Origin of the sequence: Paenibacillus sp. PCH8, from assembly GCF_002968835.1 — a bacterium.
In the GTDB taxonomy this organism is placed as follows: Bacteria; Bacillota; Bacilli; order Paenibacillales; family Paenibacillaceae; genus Paenibacillus.
Genome location: NZ_PKQK01000001.1, coordinates 2390762 through 2417527, shown reverse-complemented (window position 1 = coordinate 2417527; position 26766 = coordinate 2390762). Strand labels below are relative to the sequence as shown.

The following is a 26766-nucleotide window of genomic DNA, read 5'->3' as shown; positions in this document are numbered from 1 at the left end:
AGTTGCAAAACCGCGCCTGGCAGACGCGGCTTCACAATAAGATGTTTAGTTAGATTCTTTAGCTTCTACCTTTGGCTTGTCAACTTGTTTACCTTTGAGCAGCAGCCAAAGTGGAGCAGCGATATAGATTGAAGAATATGCGCCAAACAGTGTTCCGATAACCATCGCAAGCGAGAACATGCGAATGGACTCTCCACCAAATATGAACAAACAGATCGAAGCTGCAAATACGGTGAATGTTGTATTCAGGGAACGTGTCATGGTTTGAGCCAAACTGTGATTGACTACCTCACGCAAGTCGGCTTTGGATGTCTTTTTGGCAAAACGCAGATTCTCACGAATCCGGTCAAAGATAACGATGGTATCGTTGATCGAGAACCCGACAATGGTCAATACTGCGGTAATAAAGGTCAGATCCACTTCCAAGCGGAAGATGGAGAATACGCTTATTACAACAAATGCATCATGGAAGAGTGCGATAACTGCTGCCAGACCAAAGCGCCATTCGAATCGGATCGCTACGTAGATCATAATTCCGATACTTGCAATGAGTACCGCATAGATCGCATTGCGCTCCAATTCCTTTGCCATCTCCGGATCAACGGTATTCACTTCATAGGAAGCCGTCGCATCCAGTTTGGTGAATTCTTGTTTGAACTTGCTTTCTTGATTTTCATCGAGTACATTCGAGAACCGAACGTTAACCCGATCAGCTCCCGTCGTAATATGGACATCGCCTTTGTCAACACCAAGTTCATTTACAATCGGATTAATCTGCTCCGTTGTGATTGCTTTGGATACCGTGATATCCACATTTGAACCTGCACGGAAATCAACCGCGTAATTCAAACCCAAAGCCAGAATGCTGATAATCCCTGTGATCGTCAGAATAATCGAGAAGATATAGGCGATCTTACTGCCTTTGATATAATCATAATTCCAATTAAAGCGCACGAATTTCACTCTCCTTCACTCCGAAGTACTTAGGCTTCTTCAACACGTTACCCCGTACAAGCAGGGTCAACAGGAAGCGAGAGAAGAAAATATTCGTGATGATACTGGTGACAATGTCGAAGATCAGCACAAGTGCAAAACCTTTAACCGCACCGGTTCCCAAGAAGAACATAACAGCCGCAGCGATAATGGTTGTAACGTTGGAGTCAATGATTGTCCGGAACGAATGTTTACCACCCGCTTTAACCGATGACAAAATCGACTTACCACTGCGCATCTCTTCTTTAATCCGTTCGTACGTTATGATGTTGGCATCAACAGCCATCCCTATACCCAGAATAAACGCCGCAATACCCGGAAGGGTAAGTACGAATTCTCCCAGATAGAAGATTGCCAGTACCAGCCACGTATGTGTGATCAAGGCGAAACTCGCAATAATACCAGGAATGCGATAGAGCCCAATCATGAACACAAGAATAATAATGGAACCAATCAATCCCGCTTTAATCGTCTGATCCAGAGAAAGCTTACCTAGTGTTGCACCAACACTTTGTGAATACTTCTCTGTAAGTTTCAATGGCAACGCACCCAGATTGATGGTGTCACGAAGCTGATTGGCTTCATCACGTGTATAGGCACCCGAGATCTGAGCGGAACCATCTGTCAATTGCTGTCTAACGGTTGGTGCAGAGAGCAACTCATCATCCAGATAAATCGCGAGAGGTTGTCCAATCAAACGTTTGGTAATTTCGGAAAACTTCGCTTTGTCTTTCACTTTAATGTCAATCATCGGCTCATTCAATTGAGTGAACACAACTTTAGCTGCGTTCTCGACAAATTCATTTCCGCGAAGCTCAATTTTCGTATACTCGCCTTCCTTGTCGTTCTCAGCCTTACTACGGAAGGTCAACACTGCCGGTTCTTTCATTTTGGCTCTAACTTCAGCCTCGTCCGTAACCCCTGCCAATTTCAAACGAATCCGGTTACTTCCCTCGGTAGTTACCTCCGGTTCGCTTGTTCCGAGCGCATTGGCGCGGCTTTCAAGACTCTTGGCTGTTTGCACCAATGATGCTTTGGTGACTAGTTGTCCTGCTTCGAGCGGCTCTGCTTCATATAAGATCTCGTAGCCTCCCTTTAAATCAAGGCCCAAGCGTATATTTTTGAGCAGCTCCGGGCTTGTTCCCACCATAACCCCTGTGGTGACAAGCACGACCAGAATGAAACTGATAATTCTTTTCATGCCGTTCCTAGATCCCCTTTCGTTCTCAATATTCCTATTATAGCGATGCCGTAAAAAGCAGTCAATTTTCAACAAAAAAGATCCCTTTCGTCTAGAAAGAGGACCCCCGGTATGCAGACACGGTCATAAAGTTCATAAAGCTTGTTGCTTTCAGTGACAAAATATCGTTCACCAGCTGGTGAAGCGGTGGAATGCCCTGTTTTTCATATTTATGACTGACGCAATTCCAGACATCTTTGCTGGTGACATATTCGTAACCGACAAGCCTTAATTCCTCCGCCTTGCTACGGCAGAGCATCTCTATTGACTGTTCCAACTCCACATCATTCATTTCCTCCAACGGGGAGCCTCCCTTCGTACATCCAAGCCTTTATGCGGCATCAATGTTACATCATTCGACCTTCCCCAATCATATTCCTTCTTGCTGGATATGGTTCTTTTTGTTAATCGTGTCCAAGTTGTCATGAGAAGATAAAGGACTGGCATAGGATGAAGAACAACGGCTTTGTCCCGTTTGTGATGATAACCTGTACTTTCAACCGGGGAAGAGGGGTAGTCTTGAAGAAACAGACATTTATTCAGGGAGCCATGATCCTGCTCGTAGCAGGCATAATTAATCGAATACTTGGTTTCATCCCGCGTATTGCGCTGCCACGAGTCATCGGTGCAGAAGGTGTAGGCATCTACCAATTGAGCTATCCCTTCTTTATCGTACTGGTGACATTAATTACCGGTGGTATCCCGCTCGCCGTAGCCAAACTCGTAGCCGAAGCTGACACTGGCGCCAATCGGTATTCCCCCCAACGAATTCTGCAAATAAGCTTAATTTTCACGCTGACCTTGGGTGTGGTATTCATGTTTTTGTGCATCATATTCGCACCATGGGTTACCCGATATGTTCTGACAGATGAGCGGGTGTACCATACGTTTGTCAGTATGAGCCCCATGATCGCAATTATCGCCGTATCTGCCGTGTACAGAGGATACTTCCAAGGCAAACAGAACATGATGCCTACGGCCATTTCATCCATTGTTGAAACCATTATTCGCATCATCTGTGTCATCTGGTTCGCATGGCTCTTACTCCCCCACGGGATTGCCCAGGCTGCTGCTGGTGCCATGCTGGGCGCAATGGTTGGAGAATTCGGCGGTATGCTTGTCTTATTGTGGAAGTATAACAAGCAGAAGAAAGAGTTACCGCTCGCTCACCATCAGAACCTGACTAATACTACATCCGGGTCCAAACCTGCGGTGCTTACAGATTCAAGTGTTCCAGAGCCTGGTTTAATCCGGCGTTTGCTTGCAATTTCTGTTCCCGTTACAGCTGGACGATTGGTTGGCTCTCTCTCGTATCTGGCTGAAACCATCGTTACTGCCCAGAGCTTGGCACTGGCAGGTATATCCAAAGGACTCGCCACAGCACAATACGGTGCATTACAGGGCATGATTATCCCGCTATTACTTCTTCCGGGGGCACTAACCTCATCGCTCGCGACATCACTAGTGCCTTCATTATCCGAAGCTTCTGCTCAGGGTGATCGCGCACTTATTCACAAAAGAATGCATCAGGCTCTACGCCTGGCACTCGTAACTGGTGCTCCGTTTTCTGTATTTATGTATGTGCTTGCCGAACCGATGTGTCTTGTTCTATATAATGATGCATCGATTGGAAGCATGCTGAAGCTAATGGCTCCTTTTGCCTTGTTTATATATATTCAAGCACCTCTTCAGGCTGCATTGCAAGCTCTTGACCGTCCGGGTAAAGCCCTGTTAAATACGTTTATTGGTGCTGTTATCAAAATAACATTGATTTTGACGCTAGCTTCCCGTCCTGAATATGGCATTTTCGGTGCAGTCATCGCCATTTGTGTGAACTCAACTGTGGTCACGCTCTTGCATGCCCAAAGTGTTCGTAGCCTGCTACAGTTTCGCTTCAAGATTATGGACTGGGTCAAAACGGGCACCGGCATGTTTATTATGGGTGCAGCTACCCTGCTCGTATACGAAGAAACTGTAATGATATTGCCTTTCTGGGTGAGGATGCTTCTCGCTCCAACAGTTGGTTTAATCGTTTATTTCATCGTGATGGGCTGGACCAAAATGATTGACTTTCATGACCTCTCCCGTGCTCCTTTTATAGGCTCATGGTTCAAACGTCGGTCAGGTAAATGAATTTCATTTTTTATCATCTTTTGGACTTACATATATCTTGCCATTATGGTCAATGGAACATATAAATACATCTTTGAAATCCAGAATTCCGTTATGTTGAATTTGATTTTTTAGCCAAAATCTCGTTTTCTGGATGATCTCCAGATTCTGATCCTGAACTTTACCGTCCATAATTAGGGGCAGTGGCAGACCTTCGTATTTGATATTTGGCAATCCGTCAATCTGATTTTTCTCTGTTTTGGATTTACTGGAAGAAGCCCCTTCTGAATCAGAGCCGGAAGAATTGCTGTCGTTAGAAGCATTCTCATCCTTGGGAAAAACAGTCAGCTTACCTGTGGTCTCCAAAATGGCGAAATCAACATCACCGATACTGTCTACATTCTGTTCACGGAGTTGTTGTAATAGATCATCCAGGTTATATCGTTGCTTCCTCATCTCATCTCGGAGAAGCACACCTTTGGAGATCAAAACAGTAGGTTTGCCATCAATCATCAGGCGCAGACGCCGACTTTTAAGACCAATAAAGGCCATTCCGATCTGTACAATGATCAAGGTAAGCATGGGGGCAATCCCATGAGAGAGCGGTTTATCAATATCTTCAATGACAAAAGCAGCCATTTCAGCAAGCATAATAGACACAACAAGATCAAACATGGATAGCTTACCAATCTCACGTTTACCCATAACCCTCATTGCACAGTACACCAGAAAGTACATGAGAATGGTTCGAAAGATATGTGATCCGACATCTGGGAAGTTCACAACAAAGGTCCTCCTTCGAATCTGAGTTTTGAACAGATAACTGTAGTGCAATCCCTATTTTGACCTGAACCTGACAGGCTCATGCAGAAATAAACCGTTCATTTAATGGAAAATCAGTTCATAAGTCCGGAGGCTTGACCATACACTGTATTAACTTCAAACTTGTACAAGGGGGTTGCTTCATGCAATTGATCCGCCGCTTGGTTTCGTTTCGAGTGTCCAATCCGATTCTGTCAGGCCTCTGTCAGGCTTTTGTCTGGATGTTTATCGGAGCATTAATTCTCTCTCTTTTTCTCTGGATGAGCGGAATGCGGGAACAGGACCTCTCGTTGTATACCTATGTTGTTCATGGCTTGTCGTTATTGGTTGGTGGTTTTGTGGCAGGCAAAAGGTCTGGTGAAAAAGGATGGTACTACGGAGGGATTACCGGAATTGTATATGGACTCCTTGTACTGCTGATCGGATTCCTGGCGCTAGATGCTTCGTTTAACTGGAAAGATAGTTTGCAACTGCTTAGCGCTTTCTTCATTTCTGCTCTCGGTGGCATTTTCGGCGTTAATACACATCGCTCCTAACATACGGGTGCAGAACCACTGACCTTCCCTCAAAAACAAAAAGAGAACCGGGTCTCCAGGGAGATCCAGTTCTCTACTAGGGAATACGCCACAAACGTACTCTCGTCATTCTATGTTACAGTAACTATTCAACAGCCGTATCGCGAGCTACAGCACTGCTGATCGCATTACGGTCAAATGTAAGTTTAGTTACATCGTTTACACGCAATACAACCACATCATCTGTAATCTCAGCGATCGTTCCGTGAAGGCCACCAATCGTTACGATTTTATCGCCTTTTTTCAATTGACCCAACATGGAATTCCGTTGCTTTTGTTTTTTGTTCTGTGGACGAATCATCAAGAAGTAGAAAATAGCAACCATGAGTACCAAAGGTACGATCAAAGAAACAATTCCACCGCCTGCTGCTCCTGTTAAAGGCATTCCCTGAAACATCTAAACTCCCCCTTATCGACTATACGTGCAAATACTGCTTGTTTAACACCGGCTTCCGCAAAATCTGAATCAGAAACCTCTGTCATTGTCATGAAGACCATATTGATCGAAAAATTCATCCCGGAAATCAAGCAAACGATCTTCCATTATGGCTTTACGCACATTGCGCATCAAATTCTGCAAGAAATGAAGATTATGAATGGTCGTCAAACGCAAGCCAAACGTTTCATCCGCTTTGATCAAATGACGCAGATAAGCTCTGGAATAGTTGCGGCAAGTGTAGCAGTCGCATTCCGGGTCAAGTGGCCCAAAATCAGTTGCAAACTTGGCATTGCGAACTACCAGACGTCCTTGGCTGGTCATCGTTGTTCCGTTACGGGCAATCCGGGTAGGCAGAACACAATCGAACATGTCCACTCCACGAATCGATCCCTCAATCAACGCATCGGGCGAACCTACCCCCATCAAATAACGTGGTTTATTGGAAGGCAACAATGGTAACGTGTAATCCAATACACCATACATCAAATGTTTCGGTTCTCCAACACTCAGTCCACCAATAGCATACCCCGGGAAATCCATGGAAGTCAAATCTGCGGCGCTCTGACGGCGAAGATCTTCATGCATGCCTCCCTGAACGATGGCGAACAGACCTTGGTCATGTGGACGAGCGTGACTTTCGAGACAACGTTCTGCCCAGCGGCTTGTTCTTTCGAGTGATTTCTTTACATATTCATATTCAGCCGGATATGGTGGGCACTCATCAAAAGCCATCATAATATCGGAGCCAAGTGCATTCTGTATTTCCATGGCTACTTCAGGAGAAAGGAACTTCTTGTCTCCATTCAGATGGGAGCGGAAGTTAACGCCTTCTTCCGTAATTTTGCGCATCTCGCTGAGGGAGAATACTTGAAACCCGCCGCTGTCCGTCAGAATTGGACGGTCCCAGTTCATGAACTTATGTAATCCGCCTGCCTGACGAATGATCTCATGTCCCGGTCTCAGAAACAAGTGATAGGTATTACTCAAAATGATCTGAGCATCCATTTCTTTCAGCTCTTCAGGACTCATTGTTTTTACTGTCGCTTGTGTGCCTACAGGCATAAAGGTTGGTGTCTCAATAATACCGTGAGGTGTATGTACACGTCCCAGACGTGCACCGGATTGTTTACAAGTTTTGATATGTTCATACGTAATTGCTGCCATTGGTTTTAATCATCCTCTAAAAGTTAATCGTTATACTAATGAAACAATTTCATAATGCCTTTATTGGGTGAGTTATAAAATTGATTCTAATATATCAACATGGCATCGCCAAAGCTGAAGAAACGGTATTGTTCTTGGATTGCTTCCTCATATGCCTGCATAATATGTTCCCTGCCTGCAAGTGCACTAACCAACATGACCAACGTGGATTTCGGGAGATGAAAATTCGTAAGCATCCCATCGACAACTTTAAAAGAGTAACCTGGATAGATAAATATACTGGTCCATCCGCTGCTCGCTTGCAGTAATCCATCTTCAAATTTGCTCCCCACCGTTTCCAAAGTTCGGCAACTCGTTGTGCCTACTGCAAAAACACGGTGACCACGCTCTTTGGTCTGGTTAATCAGATCCGCTGTTTCTTGTGACAAGGAGTAATACTCCTCATGCATGACATGATCTTCTACGACGTCTACTGACATCGGTCTGAATGTTCCAAGTCCTACGTGAAGCGTGATGAAGTCTACATGAACACCCTTGGCACGAATCCGATCCAACAATTCATCTGTAAAATGTAGTCCCGCAGTGGGTGCAGCAGCCGATCCTTCATGCTTGGCATACACGGTCTGATACCGTTCGCGGTCATCCAATGTCTCTTTGATATAAGGTGGCAGCGGCATTTCGCCAAGACGGTCCAGAATCTCTTGGAAGATTCCATCATACGTAAACGTAAGTGTACGGGCCCCCATCTCGCCCTCTTCTTCAATAATGGCCTTCAGTTCGTCACTGAAAACGATCACCGAACCAGCTTTCAGCTTTTTACCCGGCTTAACCAGTGCTTCCCATTTGTCGCCCTCCACATTTTTAAGCAATAGCACTTCCGCTTTTGCTCCGGTATCCTCTTTCGTACCGAACAGACGGGCTGGGAGAACACGTGTATCATTCAGAATCAGTGTATCACCGGACTCCAGAAAGTCGATAATATTAGGAAACGTTTGATGATTAATTTCACCACTAACTTTGTTTAGGGTAAGCAACCGGGATGCCGTGCGTTCAAGCAGCGGTGTCTGTGCAATCAATTGCTCTGGTAGTTCAAAATCATATAAGTTCACATTCATATTCGTTTCATTCCTTAACAATAATCGCATTTTGATAATAGTGTTTCAATATTGCCTGGTAATCATACCCTTCATCTGCCATGCCTTTGGCCCCCCATTGGGACAAGCCCAATCCGTGCCCATTGCCCTGACCGATGAACATGAAGTTCTGACCCTGGGTTACAGCCCTCGCTTGACCATCACCGCTCATCACCACAAGCGCATTCCCGGATGATGTTCCTGTGCCTGAGGAAGACATTACAGCAGCACCCTTTGAACCGGTTTTACTGGCCGTTTTGCCGTCAGCGCCTAATACAGTATAACTTCCGGTCCCTGCAATATCAAATAAAGTACTCGGTAATCCACCGAGCGCAGAACGGTACGTATCAGCATATTTCACCGTCATAGCCTGCCCGTTCGCAGTGACTTCAAGTGCTCTCCCGGAAGGACCACGCTTGGTCACTTCCAGCGTTGAGATCGAAGCAGGAACAGGTGCAGTCGTTTTACCCTGAAGTGATTTAACCAGCTGCGCTGATGTGAAAGGCCCTCTCACCCAGGCATAATCATTGGATTGAGCTACTTTTGCCAGTACAACGACTTCGTTGCCTGGATTCAATTTTGCCACAGGTTCAACGGTGGATTGAATTAACGGAACGGTACGCACATTGGTGTTCTGAGCCGTTACCGTAGCTTTTGCGAGTCCCGCTTCTGTTTTGGTTCCTAATTCTTTTATATTATCCTCACGAATGTACCCACTCACGCCTGAGTTCAGCAGAACATGGTACCACGTATGTAATCCAGCTTGAGCCGATGTATCTCCTGTACTGGTTACATTGGAGAACACCCCGGCTCCGCCATTCCATACCTCGGAAGGGTGCGCAGTCTGACCGCCCGCATTGGAGGAGAACACAGCTTCGACAATTTTGCCATTGCTCTTAACCACTTCTCCTGCGGTTGCATCAACTGCACTGGTTACTTTTTCATTCTCCGAACCAATCCCGTTATAAGCCTGACTCAGCGTAGTGTCCACAACATTGGCAATTTTGAAGCGGTCACCCTGTTGAAGTGCATAGGACCGAGCAGCCACGGCTTGAACTTTCAGAGCTTCGGCAGGCCATGAGGAGTACACTTCTGCCCCAACGACCGAGTACAGATATTGCTCCAACGGAACAACGTTAACCAATGCCAGATCTCCACCCACGATGCTAATCTCCATATCTCCACGGTACGTTCGCTGGGAACGTTCCACTACTTTGATACCATTGCCACTCCCTTGTACTGATGCTTTGGACTCACTACCTGCAACCGTATAATGCGGAGCAGTTTTGAGCGCATCCAGACTTAATCCCGCATCTTGCCCGATGATAAGTCCTGCATTGTTGTTGACCGGTGAAAGTGTAACCCCAGGAGCTTTAGCCTCTACACTGTTCTTCAATACAGACAATTCTGCATCCGTTGACGCTTCACCAACCCATACTGCATACCCTTGGCTTCCCGCATTCAGTTGAAGCACCGGATAAGCGTTAACTCCTGCTGATAACAGGCTGGCTTGCGCTGCCTCTGCTTCCTGCAGGGAATTGTAAGTTCCAGCAGATAGACGTTTGCTTCCCGTTACGGCTGGCTTTTGTCCAGCGAGCTGTGCTCCTGCTACCTTTTGTACCCGAGTAACCGCTTGTCCAGCAAGTGCATCCGTTGCATAGTTGCCCGTGTAGAGTTGGTAGATGGCATTTCCATTCAAGGAGGCGGTGAACAGCAATGGCTTATCCGCGGTTGCCTGCAACAATTTTGCTGCCGCAGCCGCTGTTTTGAAGTCCGCTGTTTCCAATACCTTCACTCGAAATCCATCTGCACTGAAACGAACTTGTCCTGCTGGAAGACTTACACTTGCGCCGCTCTCCGATTGGATGCTCCATTGTCCCGTCGATTCAAGCGTAATGAGTGGTGTAGTCGATTTATACGTACTGCCCAGATTCGCAAACATGGCTACACGGATCATCTGTCCATCATTTCCTGCTGCATACGCCGGCACTTGCAGACATCCCACCGTCAAAAGAGCTGCCGCCAGTACCTTCAATCGACGACTCCACTTCTTCGTTCGTATTGCTTTTCCCACAATCAGACTCCTCTCCATGCATATCCTTCAGTATATATCGGATAAATCCTAGGTTTTTTCAATCTTTACAACCGGTAATGTACTTCAAATTTGAACTACTTACCGTCCCTTGGTGGGACAGGCAGACCCAAATGATGATAGGCGAGATCAGTCACAATCCTGCCCCTCGGCGTGCGCTGAATCATACCTATTTGAAGCAGATACGGTTCATAGACATCCTCAATGGTCTGACTTTCCTCTCCGATCGTAGCAGCGATGGTATCCAATCCTACCGGGCCTCCACGGAAACTGTTGATCATGGATTTGAGCATCTTATGATCAATGTCATCCAGTCCAAGAGGGTCAATCTGGAGACGTTGAAGCGCTTCTTCCGCCAGTGCCTGCGTTATGATTCCGTCACCACGTACCTGTGCAAAGTCCCGCACTCGTTTGAGCAAACGGTTCGCAATCCTTGGTGTCCCACGCGAGCGCAATGCAATCTCTTCCGCTGCATCACCAATAATCTCCACACCCAAAATTTCTGTAGAGCGTGAGACGATATAAGCCAGTTCATCCACCGTATAGAATTCCAAGCGACTAATAACCCCAAATCGGTCTCGAAGTGGAGCAGACAGCAAACCAGCACGCGTTGTAGCCCCAATCAGAGTGAACGATGGCAGATCCAGCCGCACAGAACGTGCACTTGGCCCTTTACCAATCATAATATCCAATGCCGAATCTTCCATAGCGGGGTACATAACTTCTTCAACCGTACGATGCAAACGATGAATCTCGTCAATAAACAGGACATCCCCTTCCTGCAGATTGGTTAACAATGCTGCAAGATCACCCGGGCGCTCAATGGCAGGGCCAGATGTGGTTCGTAAATTAACGCCCAATTCGTTGGCAATGATATTGGCAAGTGTTGTTTTACCAAGTCCAGGTGGTCCATATAACAAAACGTGATCCAATGCCTCATTACGTAATTTGGCAGCTTCAATATATATCTTTAAATTTTCCTTCACCTGATTTTGTCCGATATATTCATTCAGATACCGGGGACGAAGGCTCAGCTCAACATTCTGGTCTTCCATCATCAGGTTTGCGGAAATAATCCGGTCATCCATGTTCATCCCTACCTTTTTTTGAAGGCTACAGCAATTTAATAATATGTGCGGTTTCTCCCGAACTCAGCCGGTTTCTTTATCCCGTAAACAGCATTTGCAGTGCCCGTTTCATCAATACATCAACGGAATCCGCTGTAGTAACATCCTTTTTCAATTTGAGCCATACCTTATCCAGCTCACTATCCGTATACCCGAGTGCCTTCAAACCTTCACGTGACTCATCCCAGGCGGAGCCACTTCCCGTCTCTTCCGATGGAGGAGCGAACAGACCTGTTGCATAAGCTGCCACGCCAAAGCCATCCAGCTTATCCTTAAGATCCAGAATCATGCGTTGCGCCGTCTTCTTTCCGATACCTGGCAATTTGGTCAAGAACGTAAGATTCTCCTGATAAATCGCTGTAACCACATGTTCTGGTGTACCTCCAGCGAGTATACCCAGAGCCACCTTTGGACCGATACCAGATACTTCAATCAGTTTACGAAACAAACGCTGTTCATCCCTTGTAACAAAGCCAAACAGTAACATCGCATCCTCACGCACGTGATGGTGCGTATACACGGTTATTTCGCCCTCTTGTTTAGCAAATGTAAATGGGTTCGGACAGAACACGCGATACCCTACACCATGAACGTCCAGTACAATATAATCATTCTCTACATGCATGAACTGTCCTCTTAGAAAATCAATCATTTTCGCAATACCTCATTCAACTTGGAATTTAATGTATAAGAGTGTGCATGACACACGGCTACAGCCAACGCATCAGCTACGTCATCCGGTTTAGGAACGACTTGAAGACGCAAGAACATCTTGACCATCTCCTGCACTTGCTTCTTCTCTGCTTTACCGTATCCAACAACAGCCTGCTTGATCTGCATTGGAGTATACTCTGCAATGGGTAAACCTTTCTGTGCTGCAGCGAGAATCATAACTCCTCTGGCCTGGCTGACAGACATCGCTGTTGTAACGTTCCGGTTAAAAAAAAGTTTCTCCAGCGCTACTGCATCTGGCTTATATTTATCAATTAATTGCACCATACCCTCGTACACGTGAAGCAACCGTTCCTCATCCGGGGTATGAGCTTCCGTCTGAATACATCCATATTGTACGGGTACCACCTTACTGCCGATTTTATCCACAAAACCAAAACCAACAATCGCAATCCCCGGGTCAATTCCCAAAAAACGCAAAACCATCTCTCCCTCATAAAAAGCGAACATATGTATCGTTCATTTCATTATAACAAAAGATAGACCCTCCGGCAGGAAAAACTTTGTTCAACCCAAAACACGCCTTACTTCGTGAATTTTCTACATACTATCCGTATTTTATCGTTTTGAGTTAAAACGACAAAAAGGACATCTATTCGATGTCCTTCACTACATTCTATATAGGTTGTTAAATGTTTTCGTGTTATTCGATGTTTATAAAATTCATCTCAACATTGTAAATGAGTCGATTAGGTTACCCGCCATTACGGATTAATTTATGGTTTTCATCGACTGCATAGTCACTGAACGTAGAGATCACGCTGTCATATTCATCCTTGTCCTGAATTCGTATGCCCTGCTGTAATTGCCTCAACACTCCTTCAGGCAAAGAACTCTCCAACGTGCCAACATCCAGCTGAAAAAACGTTCGAATGACCTTCTCATCTGCTGGCTTACCCTCATACAAATTGAGATTACCTACAGCATCTATACTGATATACGCCTGTTGTTTACAGAGAGGTGACAAATCCTCTACACGTTGCTTCAAATACAATGCATCGGATGTATCCACCCTAGCATCCCACTCCGGATGTTGCGCTAATAGCATCTTTACCTCTGGGATAGCCATCTTGCCCAGCTGCTCTGTCTCCACTCCGCAGATATAATCTGTTTCCAAAACCACACTCGTTAAACGATCCGGATCAGGACCCAGTTGCTCCACTAGCGCCTGAATTTCCTCTTCAGATCTTGTTTCCTGCGTAACTGGTCCCATGGCACTTGTAGCCTCACTGAAATCAGTCGTCAGCAAACGCTCAATTGCAGATGATATTGGCAACCCGCTATATGCCAATATTGTAACTGCGAGCAAAGCCGCCGTCATCCATAATGTTCGTTTCCACCGTCGCCAGCGTCTCTTGAATTGTTTTCTGAAGTTAAACGTGTTCACATGAACCCCTTCTATCACTTTTTAAACTTATTGTGACCTAAAGAATAAGGCTTTATGCAAAATTAACCTGAAGACAATATAAGCTGAGGAAACTTATCCTGAGTTACTCGAAAAGTTACTTTGCTAAGTGTTCCATTGATCTAACACTCCACTATTTAGAACACAACAAAAAAGTACTATCTAATTATAGATAGTACTTTTTTGTGATCGGGATGACACGATTTGAACATGCGACCCCCTGGTCCCAAACCAGGTGCTCTACCAAGCTGAGCTACATCCCGTTATATATACCGGCGAGAGGACTCGAACCTCCACGGTTTCCCACTCGATTTTGAGTCGAGCGCGTCTGCCATTCCGCCACGCCGGCAAATTTGAAGTTATAATGGCGCGCCCTGAGAGATTCGAACTCCCGGCCTTTTGATTCGTAGTCAAACGCTCTATCCAGCTGAGCTAAGGGCGCAAAATATTGGAGCGGACGACGGGAATCGAACCCGCGACCCTCGCCTTGGCAAGGCGATGCTCTACCGCTGAGCCACGTCCGCATGCGATATTTAATAGTATAAAAATGGCGGAACCGACGGGATTCGAACCCGCGATCTCCTGCGTGACAGGCAGGCATGTTAGGCCAACTACACCACGGTTCCAGATTACTTTCTCTAAGGAAAGATAAATTGCGGGGGCAGGATTTGAACCTGCGGCCTTCGGGTTATGAGCCCGACGAGCTACCGGGCTGCTCCACCCCGCGTCATTATTAAAGTGTTATGGTGGAGGCTGAGGGGATCGAACCCCCGACCCTCTGCTTGTAAGGCAGATGCTCTCCCAGCTGAGCTAAGCCTCCATGAATATGACCCGTAGGGGATTTGAACCCCTGTTACCTCCGTGAAAGGGAGGTGTCTTAACCCCTTGACCAACGGGCCTTACTGGCTCCCCGAACAGGGCTCGAACCTGTGACAACTCGATTAACAGTCGAGTGCTCTTACCAACTGAGCTATCAGGGAATAATATGCATTTGCAGAGCAAATGCAATTCATCGTACAACGTCCACATGCAAAGCCTGTTTTCTATGTATGATGAAAGAGTTCGCTTGGCGGCGTCCTACTCTCCCAGGACCCTGCGGTCCAAGTACCATCGGCGCTAGAGGCTTAACGGTCGTGTTCGGGATGGGTACGTGTGGAACCCTCCGCTATCGCCACCAAACGTGATTTGTCGAAGCATAGCTTCTTGAAATCAAATATGGAACTGAAAATCATACACACGTTCTGTGATGTACCGATTTTCATTTCAGAGATCATTCTCTGAAAACTAGATTCGAAACGAAATTTGCGATTTATCACTTGCATATTGGATAAGCCCTCGACCGATTAGTACTGGTCAGCTCCATGCATTGCTGCACTTCCACCCCCAGCCTATCTACCTCGTCGTCTTCAAGGGGTCTTACATACTGGGAAATCTCATCTTGAGGGGGGCTTCACGCTTAGATGCTTTCAGCGTTTATCCCTTCCGTACATAGCTACCCAGCGGTGCTCCTGGCGGAACAACTGGTACACCAGCGGTACGTCCATCCCGGTCCTCTCGTACTAAGGACAGCTCCTCTCAAATTTCCTACGCCCACGACAGATAGGGACCGAACTGTCTCACGACGTTCTGAACCCAGCTCGCGTACCGCTTTAATGGGCGAACAGCCCAACCCTTGGGACCTACTTCAGCCCCAGGATGCGATGAGCCGACATCGAGGTGCCAAACCTCCCCGTCGATGTGGACTCTTGGGGGAGATAAGCCTGTTATCCCCAGGGTAGCTTTTATCCGTTGAGCGATGGCCCTTCCATGCGGTACCACCGGATCACTAAGCCCGACTTTCGTCCCTGCTCGACTTGTAGGTCTCGCAGTCAAGCTCCCTTATGCCTTTGCACTCTTCGAATGATTTCCAACCATTCTGAGGGAACCTTTGGGCGCCTCCGTTACTCTTTAGGAGGCGACCGCCCCAGTCAAACTGCCCACCTGACACTGTCCCCGCACCGGATTACGGTACCAGGTTAGAACCTAGATACGATCAGGGTGGTATCCCAACGTTGCCTCCACACAAGCTGGCGCTCATGCTTCAAAGGCTCCCACCTATCCTGTACAGATCGTACCCAAATTCAATATCAAGCTGCAGTAAAGCTCCATGGGGTCTTTCCGTCTTGTCGCGGGTAACCTGCATCTTCACAGGTATTAAAATTTCACCGGATCTCTCGTTGAGACAGCGCCCAAGTCGTTACGCCATTCGTGCGGGTCAGAATTTACCTGACAAGGAATTTCGCTACCTTAGGACCGTTATAGTTACGGCCGCCGTTTACTGGGGCTTCGGTTCACAGCTTCGGATTGCTCCTAACCACTCCCCTTAACCTTCCAGCACCGGGCAGGCGTCAGCCCGTATACTTCGCCTTACGGCTTCGCACAGACCTGTGTTTTTGCTAAACAGTCGCTTGGGCCTTTTCACTGCGGCCCCCTCGTGCTATTCACACTACCGGGGCACCCCTTCTCCCGAAGTTACGGGGTCATTTTGCCGAGTTCCTTAACGAGAGTTCTTCCGCGCGCCTTAGAATACTCTTCTCGCCTACCTGTGTCGGTTTGCGGTACGGGCACCATCACCTGGCTAGAGGCTTTTCTTGGCAGTGTGAGATCATGACCTTCGCTACTATAATTTTCGCTCCCCATCACAGCTCAGCCTTAGTAATGTGCGGATTTGCCTACACATCAGCCTTACTGCTTAGACGGACATCCATCAGTCCGCGTCACTACCCTACTGCGTCCCCCCATTGCTCATAACGGCTTACGGTGGTACAGGAATTTCGACCTGTTGTCCTTCAACTACGCCTTTCGGCCTCGCCTTAGGTCCCGACTTACCCTGAGCGGACGAGCCTTCCTCAGGAACCCTTAGGCTTTCGGCGGACAAGATTCTCACTTGTCTTTTCGTTACTCATACCGGCATTCTCACTTGTATAATGTCCAGCGCTCCTTACGGTACACCTTCAACCCTTATACAACGCTCCCCTACCCCTGATGCACTGCATCAAGCCATAGCTTCGGTGGCGTGTTTAGCCCCGTTACATTTTCGGCGCAGAGTCACTCGACCAGTGAGCTATTACGCACTCTTTCAATGGTGGCTGCTTCTAAGCCAACATCCTGGTTGTCTGTGCAACTCCACATCCTTTCCCACTTAACACACACTTGGGGACCTTAGCTGATGGTCTGGGCTGTTTCCCTTTTGACAATGGATCTTAGCACTCACTGTCTGACTCCCGGAAGTAAGTCTATGGCATTCGGAGTTTGACTGAGCTTGGTAACCCTTGCGGGCCCCGCACCCAATCAGTGCTCTACCTCCACGACTCTGTTTTCCGAGGCTAGCCCTAAAGCTATTTCGGGGAGAACCAGCTATCTCCGAGTTCGATTGGAATTTCTCCGCTACCCCCACCTCATCCCCGCATTTTTCAACATGCGTGGGTTCGGGCCTCCAGTGCGTGTTACCGCACCTTCACCCTGGACAGGGGTAGATCACCCGGTTTCGGGTCTACGTCCACGTACTATGTCGCCCTATTCAGACTCGCTTTCGCTGCGGCTCCGGCTCTTCACCTTAACCTTGCACGGGAACGTAACTCGCCGGTTCATTCTACAAAAGGCACGCCATCACCCCTAAAACGGGCTCTGACTTTTTGTAAGCACACGGTTTCAGGTTCTATTTCACTCCCCTTCCGGGGTGCTTTTCACCTTTCCCTCACGGTACTGCTTCACTATCGGTCGCTAGGAAGTATTTAGCCTTGGCAGATGGTCCTGCCGGATTCATACGGGGTTTCACGTGCCCCGCACTACTCGGGATCCGTCTCGGAGGGAACAAACTTTCAACTACAGGGCTTTTACCTTCTTTGGCGGGCCTTTCCAGACCTCTTCGCTTAATCGGTTCCTTTGTAACTCCATGTGAGACGTCCCACAACCCCAAAGAGCAAGCTCTCTGGTTTGGGCTTCTCCGCGTTCGCTCGCCGCTACTGACGGAATCACTATTGTTTTCTCTTCCTCAGGGTACTTAGATGTTTCAGTTCCCCTGGTATGCCTCTGCATAACCTATGTATTCAGTTATGAGTAACTGGAAATTACCCCAGCTGGGTTTCCCCATTCGGACACCCCCGGATCAAAGCTTGCTTACAGCTCCCCGAGGCAGTTTCGTTGTTCGCCACGTCCTTCATCGGCTCCTAGCGCCTAGGCATCCTCCGTGTGCTCTTAGTAGCTTAACCAAATTGTTCCGGTTTCGACGGCTCGCTTCCCTTGTTTTGCTTGCGCAAAGCCAAAAGTCACTCCCATTCGATACCATCACAACAGCAATTATCTACCTTATAAACACTTCACTTGTTTACACAAGATCAGCTAGGATGATTGTTGATCGGTTGCTTGAACCGAACAAGCATTCATCCCTTAAAGGAATGTTCTAATTCGCAAAATTTCGTTTCGATATCTAGTTTTCAAAGAACAAGCTCCATGCAAAAGCAAGCTGTTTGAGAGTTTGAGCTCTCAAAACTGAGCAACGAGTGAGTTGCTTGTGCTTTCCATTTCATCCACACCGAAGTGACGGACCGAAATGAATCGCTGTGCAGGTTCTAAAAGAACCTGCGTATTTGAATGTTTCCACTCGGGAAACGATTCTCCATAGAAAGGAGGTGATCCAGCCGCACCTTCCGATACGGCTACCTTGTTACGACTTCACCCCAATCATCTATCCCACCTTCGGCGGCTGGCTCCTTGCGGTTACCCCACCGACTTCGGGTGTTATAAACTCTCGTGGTGTGACGGGCGGTGTGTACAAGACCCGGGAACGTATTCACCGCGGCATGCTGATCCGCGATTACTAGCAATTCCGACTTCATGCAGGCGAGTTGCAGCCTGCAATCCGAACTGAGACCAGCTTTGTTGGGATTGGCTCCATCTCGCGATTTCGCAGCCCGTTGTACTGGCCATTGTAGTACGTGTGTAGCCCAGGTCATAAGGGGCATGATGATTTGACGTCATCCCCACCTTCCTCCGGTTTGTCACCGGCAGTCTATCTAGAGTGCCCACCATGATGTGCTGGCAACTAAATATAAGGGTTGCGCTCGTTGCGGGACTTAACCCAACATCTCACGACACGAGCTGACGACAACCATGCACCACCTGTCTCCTCTGTCCCGAAGGAAAGATACATCTCTGCATCGATCAGAGGGATGTCAAGACCTGGTAAGGTTCTTCGCGTTGCTTCGAATTAAACCACATACTCCACTGCTTGTGCGGGTCCCCGTCAATTCCTTTGAGTTTCAGTCTTGCGACCGTACTCCCCAGGCGGAGTGCTTAATGTGTTAACTTCGGCACCAAGGGTATCGAAACCCCTAACACCTAGCACTCATCGTTTACGGCGTGGACTACCAGGGTATCTAATCCTGTTTGCTCCCCACGCTTTCGCGCCTCAGCGTCAGTTACAGCCCAGAGAGTCGCCTTCGCCACTGGTGTTCCTCCACATATCTACGCATTTCACCGCTACACGTGGAATTCCACTCTCCTCTTCTGCACTCAAGTCACCCAGTTTCCAGTGCGATCCGGGGTTGAGCCCCGGGATTAAACACCAGACTTAAATGACCGCCTGCGCGCGCTTTACGCCCAATAATTCCGGACAACGCTTGCCCCCTACGTATTACCGCGGCTGCTGGCACGTAGTTAGCCGGGGCTTTCTTCTCAGGTACCGTCACCTTGAGAGCAGTTACTCTCCCAAGCGTTCTTCCCTGGCAACAGAGCTTTACGATCCGAAAACCTTCATCACTCACGCGGCATTGCTCCGTCAGGCTTTCGCCCATTGCGGAAGATTCCCTACTGCTGCCTCCCGTAGGAGTCTGGGCCGTGTCTCAGTCCCAGTGTGGCCGATCACCCTCTCAGGTCGGCTACGCATCGTCGCCTTGGTGAGCCATTACCTCACCAACTAGCTAATGCGCCGCAGGCCCATCCCCAAGTGACAGATTGCTCCGTCTTTCCAGTTCTCTTCAGGTGAAGAAAACAATTATTCGGTATTAGCTACCGTTTCCGGTAGTTGTCCCAAACTTGAGGGCAGGTTGCCTACGTGTTACTCACCCGTCCGCCGCTAAGTATCAAGGAAGCAAGCTTCCTTGATACTCCGCTCGACTTGCATGTATTAGGCATGCCGCCAGCGTTCGTCCTGAGCCAGGATCAAACTCTCCAATAAAAGATGAATTTCAGTAGCGTGGTTAGACGCTATAAAAATCATCTCAAGTATTTGAAAAGAGCGATATGCTCATTTTGAATCTGACGAGATTAAAAATCTCATTTGTGCTCCAGTCGATTCAAGCCAAGGCTTGTCTCCAACTTTCGCGTTCATTCTGCAAGCAGAATGTTTACTCACTCGTTGTTCAGTTTTCAAAGATCAAACACGATTTACGTCATTCTTTTGTCTCAACCAAGTTTCGGCGGCGACTTAAATAATATATCACATTTCGTTTGTTTCCGTCAAGAACTTTTTTCATTTCTTTTTTTGAAGCTTTAGTTCTTCACTATTCCTGCCGAGAATTTATTGTTTGTTAGCGATAAGCTCGTTTGAGGAACGAAATATAATGTATCATATATCTCAAATGAGAGTCAACATCTTTTTATCAATTATTAAACAAACAAAAAAGGAAGGTTTCCCCTCCCTTATGTGATGGTTATATTACCCGGCTCCTAAGGAACTTATGCATCAATCCAATAACGGATTTCCCGTCCCTCTCCTCCGGCAGATGGCCATCCTGCTGATTCTTTTACAATAGAACGAAAGACAAGCTTGCGCAGTAGCAAAGGTAGATCTTCTCTAACGAATCTTAACTGCGGATGATGAACCAGTTCATTCATGCTCCAAGGTTCCTTGCGACTTCTTAACACACGCAGTAGGAGCTCTGAGCATTCACTCATTTTGGACATCACTGAAAACTCACAGGCCAGCAAAACAAGTTCCACTCGCTGCTCAAGCGTCTCCGAGCTTACAGTAAGCTCCTGATACAACTTCCATAAAGCGCGATCCAGGTTCTGCACATGTGTCCAAACGGCGTGATCCGGGTATATTCCCTGTTCGATCAACACGATTCTTGCCCAATTCCCCAGAGCCTCTAATACATTGTAATAGGCGTCAACAACGTGACCTTCCTGGATATGACGTTTGGCCTCCACATACATTCTCAAGAAGCTGGTGAATTCATGAAGCAACTTCTGTTCACGCAATTCGGTATCAAACGTTGATAGTTCTACTCGCAAATCACTTAATGCGCTGTCCGCTTCCCAGATAATCTCGCCTTCAATCAGACACTGGGTAAGATTATTATGATTCCCCGTGACCACACTGCTCTGCACTTCATGACGACTGGCATAGATCATTTGATATCGAAGATCACCATATCTGTAATGCCCCACTGTTGACAGCAATTGGTCGTCATTATGAACAACGAGTACTACCAACTCAAAATCTTGAACTAGGGAGCCGTGGAATCGCTCTCCCGGGTGGGAATAAGCGATAGCCCCAACTGCCCCTGTCTCTTCCGACGGTTCAGACAAAAAAGCAAGGTTCTTTAATTCCACGATTCCCTCCATACAATTCATGGCAGATAAGCGCCAAGTCAGTTATAATGTAATTCTACATGCAGACTGAAGTTTCCTTCTTTTCCAGGTCCGATACTACTCATACGATAGGAGCATTTTTCATGATTTTTAAATCAGCAAAAATTAATGCTTTTCGCACTTGGGGATTACTGCTGACCATGCTAGGCATGGGCCTAATGATACTGGGAACAGCCGGAATTGTATTCTGGGGACATGCAGGTAAGGTATTTGCAGCTGTAGGACTTGTCATTGGACTGATTGCCATGATGGCCAGTCTGGCCATCTACTTCTGGGCCGGCATGCTTTCCACCAGCGCAGTACAAGTTGACTGCCCGGAATGCGGGAAGTTAACCAAGATGCTTGGTAAGACGGATCGTTGCATGTTCTGTCATACCATCCTCACCCTGGACCCTAACAAGGCCAATACGACCAGCCAACAACTGAAAGCGCCTTCTACAACAGTTCCACCAACCGACGGATAGCAAGAAGTGATCTCCAACCGTTAGATGTCTTTTGCTTACATTTCACTGAACAACAAAAAAGGCCCGGTATGTGTATGTCTACCGGACCTTTTTTGACTTGTCTTATAAGTGTCACCCTTGTTACGTTTAAAACTAGCCAAGATACGAAGTAAGTTATGAGTCCTACGGTCAATAAAACGGTAAATCGCATGTACGATAGGTACAAACGAAAGCGACTTTGGGCTTTGTGAAGCAAAACCAGGGAAGCTAGTAATCAAAACCAGAGAAAAAAGGTATTATTTCTGGTAACCTGCCTGCTTCAGTACTTCCCACGCAGAAGCATTGGCAAAACTCCGATTCCACGCCGCTACTCCGCCCAACTTCAACGAAGAAATCAAATCTACACGCGCCTGAAGGGACACGGCATCTTCGATCCATATTTTCTTGGTAGCTCCGTCTTCCTTATATTCCACATAGTTCTGTCCGCTGGCCTGATCAAGTACAGGTTTAAGTTTCTTTTCTTGGATCAGATCCACAATGCTATTCATGCCAACCGCTTTGGAAGAGACTTTAATCTCCCCCTGATCGTTCGCCTCTTCCGTCCAAATCCGTGTATAGAGCGGTACCGCCATAATCAGCTTGTTGGAAGGTACTTCATCTTCATCCAGTATACGTCTCATGGAAGACTCGGTCCATGGCAGTGACGCTACCGAACCCGCTTTGGGACTGGCTGCCCAATGTTCATCGTAGGCCATCACAACAACATAGTCTGCAAAAGATCCTAATGCGCGGCGATCCAGAAAGGCCGACCACATCTCACTGTTCGATTTCGGTGTTACATCGATCGATAACATTAAACCATGTATACGTGCCATCGCTTTAATCTCACGCACAAATTGCGTAATATTAGGCCCGTCATCCGTATACACGTTCTCAAAGTCAATGTTGATGCCATCCAATTGATATGTCTGCGCATACTCTAACATCTGCTCAATAATATGAGTACGCGTCGCGTAGGAAGCTACAGCTTCTTTGGTGATATCCGGGTCAAAGCCGTTATCCATCAATCCCCATACTTCCATACCCGAACGGTGAGCCCAGTTCACATAAGCTTGGTCTCCCTTGCTCTTCACTGTGCCCTGACCATCGGTAATGTGAAACCACGTGGGGCTGACCACGTTAACACCAGGCATTTTACCGATAGAGCCCACATCAGGCTGACGATTGTACACGGCTTCCCAAACCAGATTGACCGGTTTATCCTGCCACTTCTTCTCTGCAGCAGTCGGCGTATGCTTGGGCATGTCCACATTCTTTTTTTCGGTGAGCGCAATATTGTCATTATCTACATATCCCGCATAACCATTATCAAGTTGGACAAAACTCTGTTCATCACCCGTCTGCCATACACGTACCCGAGCATTCTTGTCCATATCGGCAATGATTGGCGAGGATTCTCCCCCACGTTTATATAACGGTACCGTTTTGTCTTCTTTGGAAGACAACGTGTCAACCTCTGCATATTGTATGGTATCTCCTCCACGCATCAGCAGCACAGCACCTGTTAACGAGTCTTCCTGGATGGCGATGCCGTATACTTCTTTCAAAGGTTTGAGCGGAATGTATGCTTCTCCGTCTTTGACCTCCGGCTTCACTGTCATGGGAAAATCTTTGTGATTAAGCTCTGCTTGTGTACTGCCTTCCTTCATATGAAGGACTCGCTGAGGGGAGGCGATAATGATATCTCCCGAATCCGGTTCATAACGTATGCCCGGATCAATCGTCTCTTGCAACACTTTTACAGGCAACTTGAGTTGATCCCCCGTACCCGAAGCATCTCCGTCCATCAGTTGCCCATCTACAAAAATAGGCTGACTTCTTCCCACCCAATCGGGTTCTTCATGAGTCTGGTTCAACCATACATTCGTAATAAGCCAGTAAGCACCCCCGGCGATCAGACAAGCCCCGAGAAAACCGGGCCAAAATGAACGTCGCTTCTGACGTGTGTATCTGCTTTTTCTACCCAAACGTCTACCTCCATTAATTATGCTGAATCATAAGGATGTGCGCATAAGTTGTTATTAAAAATTGTGAGCGATCATAATACAATGATGCAAAACGCTAAAAACAAAAAACGTGAAGAATCCATACTGAATTCTACACGTTAATATTGTAATTCAACTCTCTTAATCCCTGCAACTTTTGCAAACACCGTATACTTCCAAACGGTGACCATGTACTTCAAATCCTGTACTAGACTCCGCTTGAAGCTCTACGCTTTTGAGCGAAGGATAGCTGAAGTCTTCAATCTTGCCGCATTGATCACAAATAACATGATAATGATCCGTCACATTGGCATCGAAGCGGCTTGAATTATCTCCGTATGTCAATTCCCGGACCATGCCAGCTTCCAGAAACATCTTCAAATTGTTATATACCGTTGCCACGCTCATACTGGGAAATTGGGGTTCAAGCGCTCGGTAAATTTCATCGGCTGTCGGATGCCCCATGGATTCCATCAGATAGTTCAATATGGCATGACGCTGGGGTGTAATACGGACACCGGTCGTTTTCAGATGCTCCAACGCATGTTGGACACGTGTTGCCATAAAACCCACCGCCTTACCTTTCATTCTCTGGTGAAGAGTAAGAAGAGCAAGTTACCCGTCTCCTCATTCAGAGTTGATTCCTGACTTGTGACAACGACTATCCATCTTTCGTGTCGTGTAATCTTGCCAGTGTATATTTATTGTACGGCGATTACAAGTTTATTGTCAACGCGGCACTCAAGGAACCTCTGTTGAACCCTACTGGGAATTTGGCCCCTCTTCGGTCGTCTGTTCCAGATTCTCATCCGTACCTTCAGATTCCGGTGCAACTGTTTCCGGCGTAGACACAGCTGGATTGCGATGAATGGTCAGATCGCTGTTTCCTTCGATTTTCACCCTGTACTCACCCTCACCGAGCTGGCCTTCTATTGTTTTGTTCTGTACTTTGAAAGGCAGATCGGTTCTTAAATCTCCATAACTGCTGGAACCCGTGAGACTATAATCTCCCCGTTCAGGGAGCATAACGTTAATGGCACCTACAGCACTGTACACATCCCAGTCTCCCCCGACTTTGGCAGAAACGATGTTAATACTGCCGTTGAGCGATTGAGCCTTAATTCCCAGGTTAGCACCATCCAGCGTAATATTCCCGTTGCGTGTCTCTGCGGTGAACTCACCGACGGAGTCCGCAATACTGACACTTCCTACTTGTGTAGTCAGATCGACATCACCAGAAATGCCACGAGCCTTCATATCCCCACGGTTACTGTCCAGGTCTACATTGCCTATAGCATTAGCAACAATGACATCCCCGTTCAACGTTTTTCCCGAGATATCCCCAACGGCATTTGTAATCCGAATTCGTCCGTTACCCGTTTCGGCCATTATAGTGCTAATAGCTTCCGGACGGTTTAATAATATGGCTCCATTGGACGTTCGAATATCCAGATTAAACCGACGATCATCCGGTATCGTTATCGTGATATTCATCCGTGGCTGCGTTTTTTCATTATCCCCATACGTCTTACCTGTAGTCTTGATATGAATCACCTTGGTACCGTCAGTCTCCACAAAAGAAGCATCCGCAACCGCCTTTGCCTGCACTTCCGTTGTCTGATCTACCCAGATGACGGTTCGTACTTCGATCTCCTCCGTGTCTCCTCGCTGTACGGAAATATCTCCGTTCACACCTTCTACGACAATGTCTGAAGTATCCATGCGAACTGGCACACGAATCGTACCCTTATCTTCCATATAACCTGCGGCTTGACTGTAGTCCATGGAAGCCGCACCGAGATTGAGACTCACTCTGTTCCATAAGTGCATATAATGATCCTGCTCCGTAACGATAAATACGGAAGCGGTCAAAACCAGTGAGGTCAGAATGCCTTTGGCATCCGGTCTAAAACGTACTTTTATTGGTTCATCCGAATGGCCTGCGTTCTCCGAGTGTACTTTTTTTCGTCTACGTGCCCACAGAAACAACAAGATATATTCCATACCTAGAACAATGAGCAGAAATGGCCACCAATCCACCATCTCATATACATAGTCAGTTCCCCACCGTTTATCCATAATCAACAGCACACCGACCGCTACAATTAAGGCGGCAGCCGTATAGCGGCCAACCCGGACTTTACGGTTCATCACTTTCCCTCCTTGAATGGTTCTCACTACAGTCTTTTCTTCCGCAGCATCACCCAGGTCTCACGTCCGAACAGAAGCAGACCTCCTATAATCATTAGAATGGCAAATGAATATCCGCCATACACCGCGAGGATCTCTTGAAACCAGCGTGGTTTACGGAAAAACAGCACCATCAATGAACCGCCCACAATGAGCAGCAATCCAAACGATATACCTCTCTCCCAGACCATCATTGCATCTCGTGCAGAACGTTCATTGGATATCGGCTTGTCCATACTTGACTGGGTAACGGCTCTGCGTCTGCGCATCATGACCCAATCTGCTGACTGTAACACATCATATACATTGTAAAAGTAAATAACCGGGATACACAAAGCCAGCAGAATGAGCAGTGGTACATTAATCTGTATACCAATAGATGAGAAGTACAGCACTGCTGACAGATCAAGCAAAACAAGCAGCATAAAGGTCAAACCTCTCATATACAACCTCAGATAAATGTGCCCCAGGCCGGGAATAATGGCACTCATTAAACCTGCAATAAACTTGTGAGTCCGATTCCTGACAGGTTTAGCTTGGGCTGTACGATTTCTGTTGCCCAATTGACTTCTCCGCTTCATAACATACTCCTCTCTTCTGAACTGACCATTCCGCTCTT

General features: G+C 47.2%; 20 protein-coding genes, 9 tRNA genes and 3 rRNA genes. 3 read left to right on the top strand and 29 right to left on the bottom strand.

Annotated elements, in window-relative coordinates:
• Positions 1 to 45: 45 nt before the first annotated feature.
• The 3 genes from secF to C0Q44_RS10470 form a co-directional block, all read right to left on the bottom strand.
• Positions 46 to 954, bottom strand: a complete 909-nt coding sequence (secF, locus tag C0Q44_RS10480) for a protein translocase subunit SecF (RefSeq protein ID WP_105407177.1) — start codon at positions 952 to 954, stop codon at positions 46 to 48.
• The gene (secD, locus tag C0Q44_RS10475) at positions 944 to 2194 is read right to left on the bottom strand and encodes a protein translocase subunit SecD (RefSeq protein WP_105407176.1); all 1251 of its coding nucleotides are present in this window, start codon (positions 2192 to 2194) and stop codon (positions 944 to 946) included. Before secD ends, secF begins: the two co-directional genes overlap by 11 nt.
• Positions 2195 to 2285: 91 nt before the next feature.
• On the bottom strand, positions 2286 to 2525 hold the full coding sequence (locus C0Q44_RS10470; RefSeq protein WP_036617497.1) for a post-transcriptional regulator: 240 nt from the start codon (positions 2523 to 2525) through the stop codon (positions 2286 to 2288).
• 227 nt (positions 2526 to 2752) lie between these two features.
• On the opposite strand from C0Q44_RS10470, the gene spoVB reads away from it, so the two are divergent.
• Complete coding sequence (spoVB, locus tag C0Q44_RS10465; protein ID WP_105407175.1) at positions 2753 to 4366, top strand: stage V sporulation protein B; 1614 nt, start codon at positions 2753 to 2755, stop codon at positions 4364 to 4366.
• A 3-nt stretch (positions 4367 to 4369) separates the two neighbouring features.
• On the opposite strand, the gene C0Q44_RS10460 is transcribed toward spoVB, so the two are convergent.
• Positions 4370 to 5083 (bottom strand): YetF domain-containing protein, encoded by a 714-nt coding sequence (locus C0Q44_RS10460; RefSeq protein WP_105407673.1) that lies wholly within the window; start codon positions 5081 to 5083, stop codon positions 4370 to 4372.
• A 227-nt stretch (positions 5084 to 5310) separates the two neighbouring features.
• On the opposite strand from C0Q44_RS10460, the gene C0Q44_RS10455 reads away from it, so the two are divergent.
• Positions 5311 to 5703 carry a TIGR04086 family membrane protein gene (locus C0Q44_RS10455; protein WP_105407174.1) on the top strand — a complete coding sequence of 131 codons (393 nt, stop codon included), beginning with the start codon at positions 5311 to 5313 and terminating at the stop codon, positions 5701 to 5703.
• A gap of 124 nt (positions 5704 to 5827) precedes the next feature.
• Here the strand turns inward: C0Q44_RS10455 and yajC are convergent, their stop codons facing one another.
• The 21 genes from yajC to C0Q44_RS10350 form a co-directional block, all read right to left on the bottom strand.
• A complete protein-coding gene (gene yajC / locus C0Q44_RS10450) occupies positions 5828 to 6139 on the bottom strand; it encodes a preprotein translocase subunit YajC (protein ID WP_105407173.1) in 312 nt (103 codons plus the stop codon).
• 69 nt (positions 6140 to 6208) lie between these two features.
• A complete protein-coding gene (tgt, locus tag C0Q44_RS10445; protein ID WP_105407172.1) occupies positions 6209 to 7345 on the bottom strand; it encodes a tRNA guanosine(34) transglycosylase Tgt in 1137 nt (378 codons plus the stop codon).
• 86 nt (positions 7346 to 7431) lie between these two features.
• Positions 7432 to 8460 carry a tRNA preQ1(34) S-adenosylmethionine ribosyltransferase-isomerase QueA gene (gene queA, locus C0Q44_RS10440; RefSeq protein ID WP_105407171.1) on the bottom strand — a complete coding sequence of 343 codons (1029 nt, stop codon included), beginning with the start codon at positions 8458 to 8460 and terminating at the stop codon, positions 7432 to 7434.
• Positions 8461 to 8467: 7 nt separating this feature from the next.
• Positions 8468 to 10570 carry a SpoIID/LytB domain-containing protein gene (locus C0Q44_RS10435; RefSeq protein WP_374955076.1) on the bottom strand — a complete coding sequence of 701 codons (2103 nt, stop codon included), beginning with the start codon at positions 10568 to 10570 and terminating at the stop codon, positions 8468 to 8470.
• A gap of 77 nt (positions 10571 to 10647) precedes the next feature.
• On the bottom strand, positions 10648 to 11658 hold the full coding sequence (gene ruvB, locus C0Q44_RS10430) for a Holliday junction branch migration DNA helicase RuvB (RefSeq protein ID WP_105407169.1): 1011 nt from the start codon (positions 11656 to 11658) through the stop codon (positions 10648 to 10650).
• Between the two features lie 76 nt (positions 11659 to 11734).
• Positions 11735 to 12349, bottom strand: coding sequence for a Holliday junction branch migration protein RuvA (gene ruvA / locus C0Q44_RS10425; RefSeq protein WP_105407168.1), 615 nt, complete (start codon positions 12347 to 12349; stop codon positions 11735 to 11737).
• Entirely contained in the window at positions 12346 to 12849 is a 504-nt protein-coding gene (ruvC, locus tag C0Q44_RS10420; protein WP_105407167.1) for a crossover junction endodeoxyribonuclease RuvC, read from the bottom strand. Before ruvC ends, ruvA begins: the two co-directional genes overlap by 4 nt.
• Positions 12850 to 13123: 274 nt before the next feature.
• On the bottom strand, positions 13124 to 13816 hold the full coding sequence (locus tag C0Q44_RS10415) for a BofC C-terminal domain-containing protein (protein WP_105407166.1): 693 nt from the start codon (positions 13814 to 13816) through the stop codon (positions 13124 to 13126).
• A 207-nt stretch (positions 13817 to 14023) separates the two neighbouring features.
• Positions 14024 to 14097: transfer RNA gene (locus tag C0Q44_RS10410), tRNA-Pro, on the bottom strand.
• A 7-nt stretch (positions 14098 to 14104) separates the two neighbouring features.
• Positions 14105 to 14183: transfer RNA gene (locus C0Q44_RS10405), tRNA-Leu, on the bottom strand.
• A 16-nt stretch (positions 14184 to 14199) separates the two neighbouring features.
• A tRNA-Arg gene (locus tag C0Q44_RS10400) sits at positions 14200 to 14276 on the bottom strand.
• A gap of 7 nt (positions 14277 to 14283) precedes the next feature.
• A tRNA-Gly gene (locus C0Q44_RS10395) sits at positions 14284 to 14358 on the bottom strand.
• A 24-nt stretch (positions 14359 to 14382) separates the two neighbouring features.
• Positions 14383 to 14460: transfer RNA gene (locus C0Q44_RS10390), tRNA-Asp, on the bottom strand.
• Between the two features lie 27 nt (positions 14461 to 14487).
• Positions 14488 to 14561 (bottom strand) — tRNA-Met (locus tag C0Q44_RS10385).
• Positions 14562 to 14578: 17 nt separating this feature from the next.
• Positions 14579 to 14654, bottom strand: a tRNA-Val gene (locus tag C0Q44_RS10380).
• A 7-nt stretch (positions 14655 to 14661) separates the two neighbouring features.
• Positions 14662 to 14733, bottom strand: a tRNA-Glu gene (locus C0Q44_RS10375).
• A gap of 4 nt (positions 14734 to 14737) precedes the next feature.
• Positions 14738 to 14814 (bottom strand) — tRNA-Asn (locus C0Q44_RS10370).
• 84 nt (positions 14815 to 14898) lie between these two features.
• Positions 14899 to 15013: ribosomal RNA gene (rrf, locus tag C0Q44_RS10365) — 5S ribosomal RNA — on the bottom strand.
• 144 nt (positions 15014 to 15157) lie between these two features.
• A 23S ribosomal RNA gene (locus tag C0Q44_RS10360) occupies positions 15158 to 18084 on the bottom strand.
• A gap of 413 nt (positions 18085 to 18497) precedes the next feature.
• Positions 18498 to 20051: ribosomal RNA gene (locus C0Q44_RS10355) — 16S ribosomal RNA — on the bottom strand.
• Together the 16S, 23S and 5S rRNA genes with 9 tRNA genes alongside form the textbook arrangement of a ribosomal RNA operon.
• A gap of 500 nt (positions 20052 to 20551) precedes the next feature.
• The gene (locus tag C0Q44_RS10350) at positions 20552 to 21430 is read right to left on the bottom strand and encodes a nucleotidyltransferase-like protein (protein ID WP_181150925.1); all 879 of its coding nucleotides are present in this window, start codon (positions 21428 to 21430) and stop codon (positions 20552 to 20554) included.
• Positions 21431 to 21552: 122 nt separating this feature from the next.
• On the opposite strand from C0Q44_RS10350, the gene C0Q44_RS10345 reads away from it, so the two are divergent.
• Complete coding sequence (locus C0Q44_RS10345) at positions 21553 to 21933, top strand: DUF2614 family zinc ribbon-containing protein (RefSeq protein ID WP_105407164.1); 381 nt, start codon at positions 21553 to 21555, stop codon at positions 21931 to 21933.
• A 275-nt stretch (positions 21934 to 22208) separates the two neighbouring features.
• Here the strand turns inward: C0Q44_RS10345 and C0Q44_RS10340 are convergent, their stop codons facing one another.
• From C0Q44_RS10340 to C0Q44_RS10325, 4 genes are all read right to left on the bottom strand, one after another.
• Complete coding sequence (locus tag C0Q44_RS10340; RefSeq protein WP_105407163.1) at positions 22209 to 23939, bottom strand: glycosyl hydrolase family 18 protein; 1731 nt, start codon at positions 23937 to 23939, stop codon at positions 22209 to 22211.
• 159 nt (positions 23940 to 24098) lie between these two features.
• Entirely contained in the window at positions 24099 to 24521 is a 423-nt protein-coding gene (gene perR, locus C0Q44_RS10335) for a peroxide-responsive transcriptional repressor PerR (RefSeq protein WP_026081471.1), read from the bottom strand.
• Between the two features lie 198 nt (positions 24522 to 24719).
• A complete protein-coding gene (locus tag C0Q44_RS10330; protein WP_105407162.1) occupies positions 24720 to 26108 on the bottom strand; it encodes a DUF4097 family beta strand repeat-containing protein in 1389 nt (462 codons plus the stop codon).
• A 26-nt stretch (positions 26109 to 26134) separates the two neighbouring features.
• Positions 26135 to 26728, bottom strand: coding sequence for a hypothetical protein (locus C0Q44_RS10325; protein ID WP_105407161.1), 594 nt, complete (start codon positions 26726 to 26728; stop codon positions 26135 to 26137).
• Positions 26729 to 26766 lie beyond the last annotated feature (38 nt).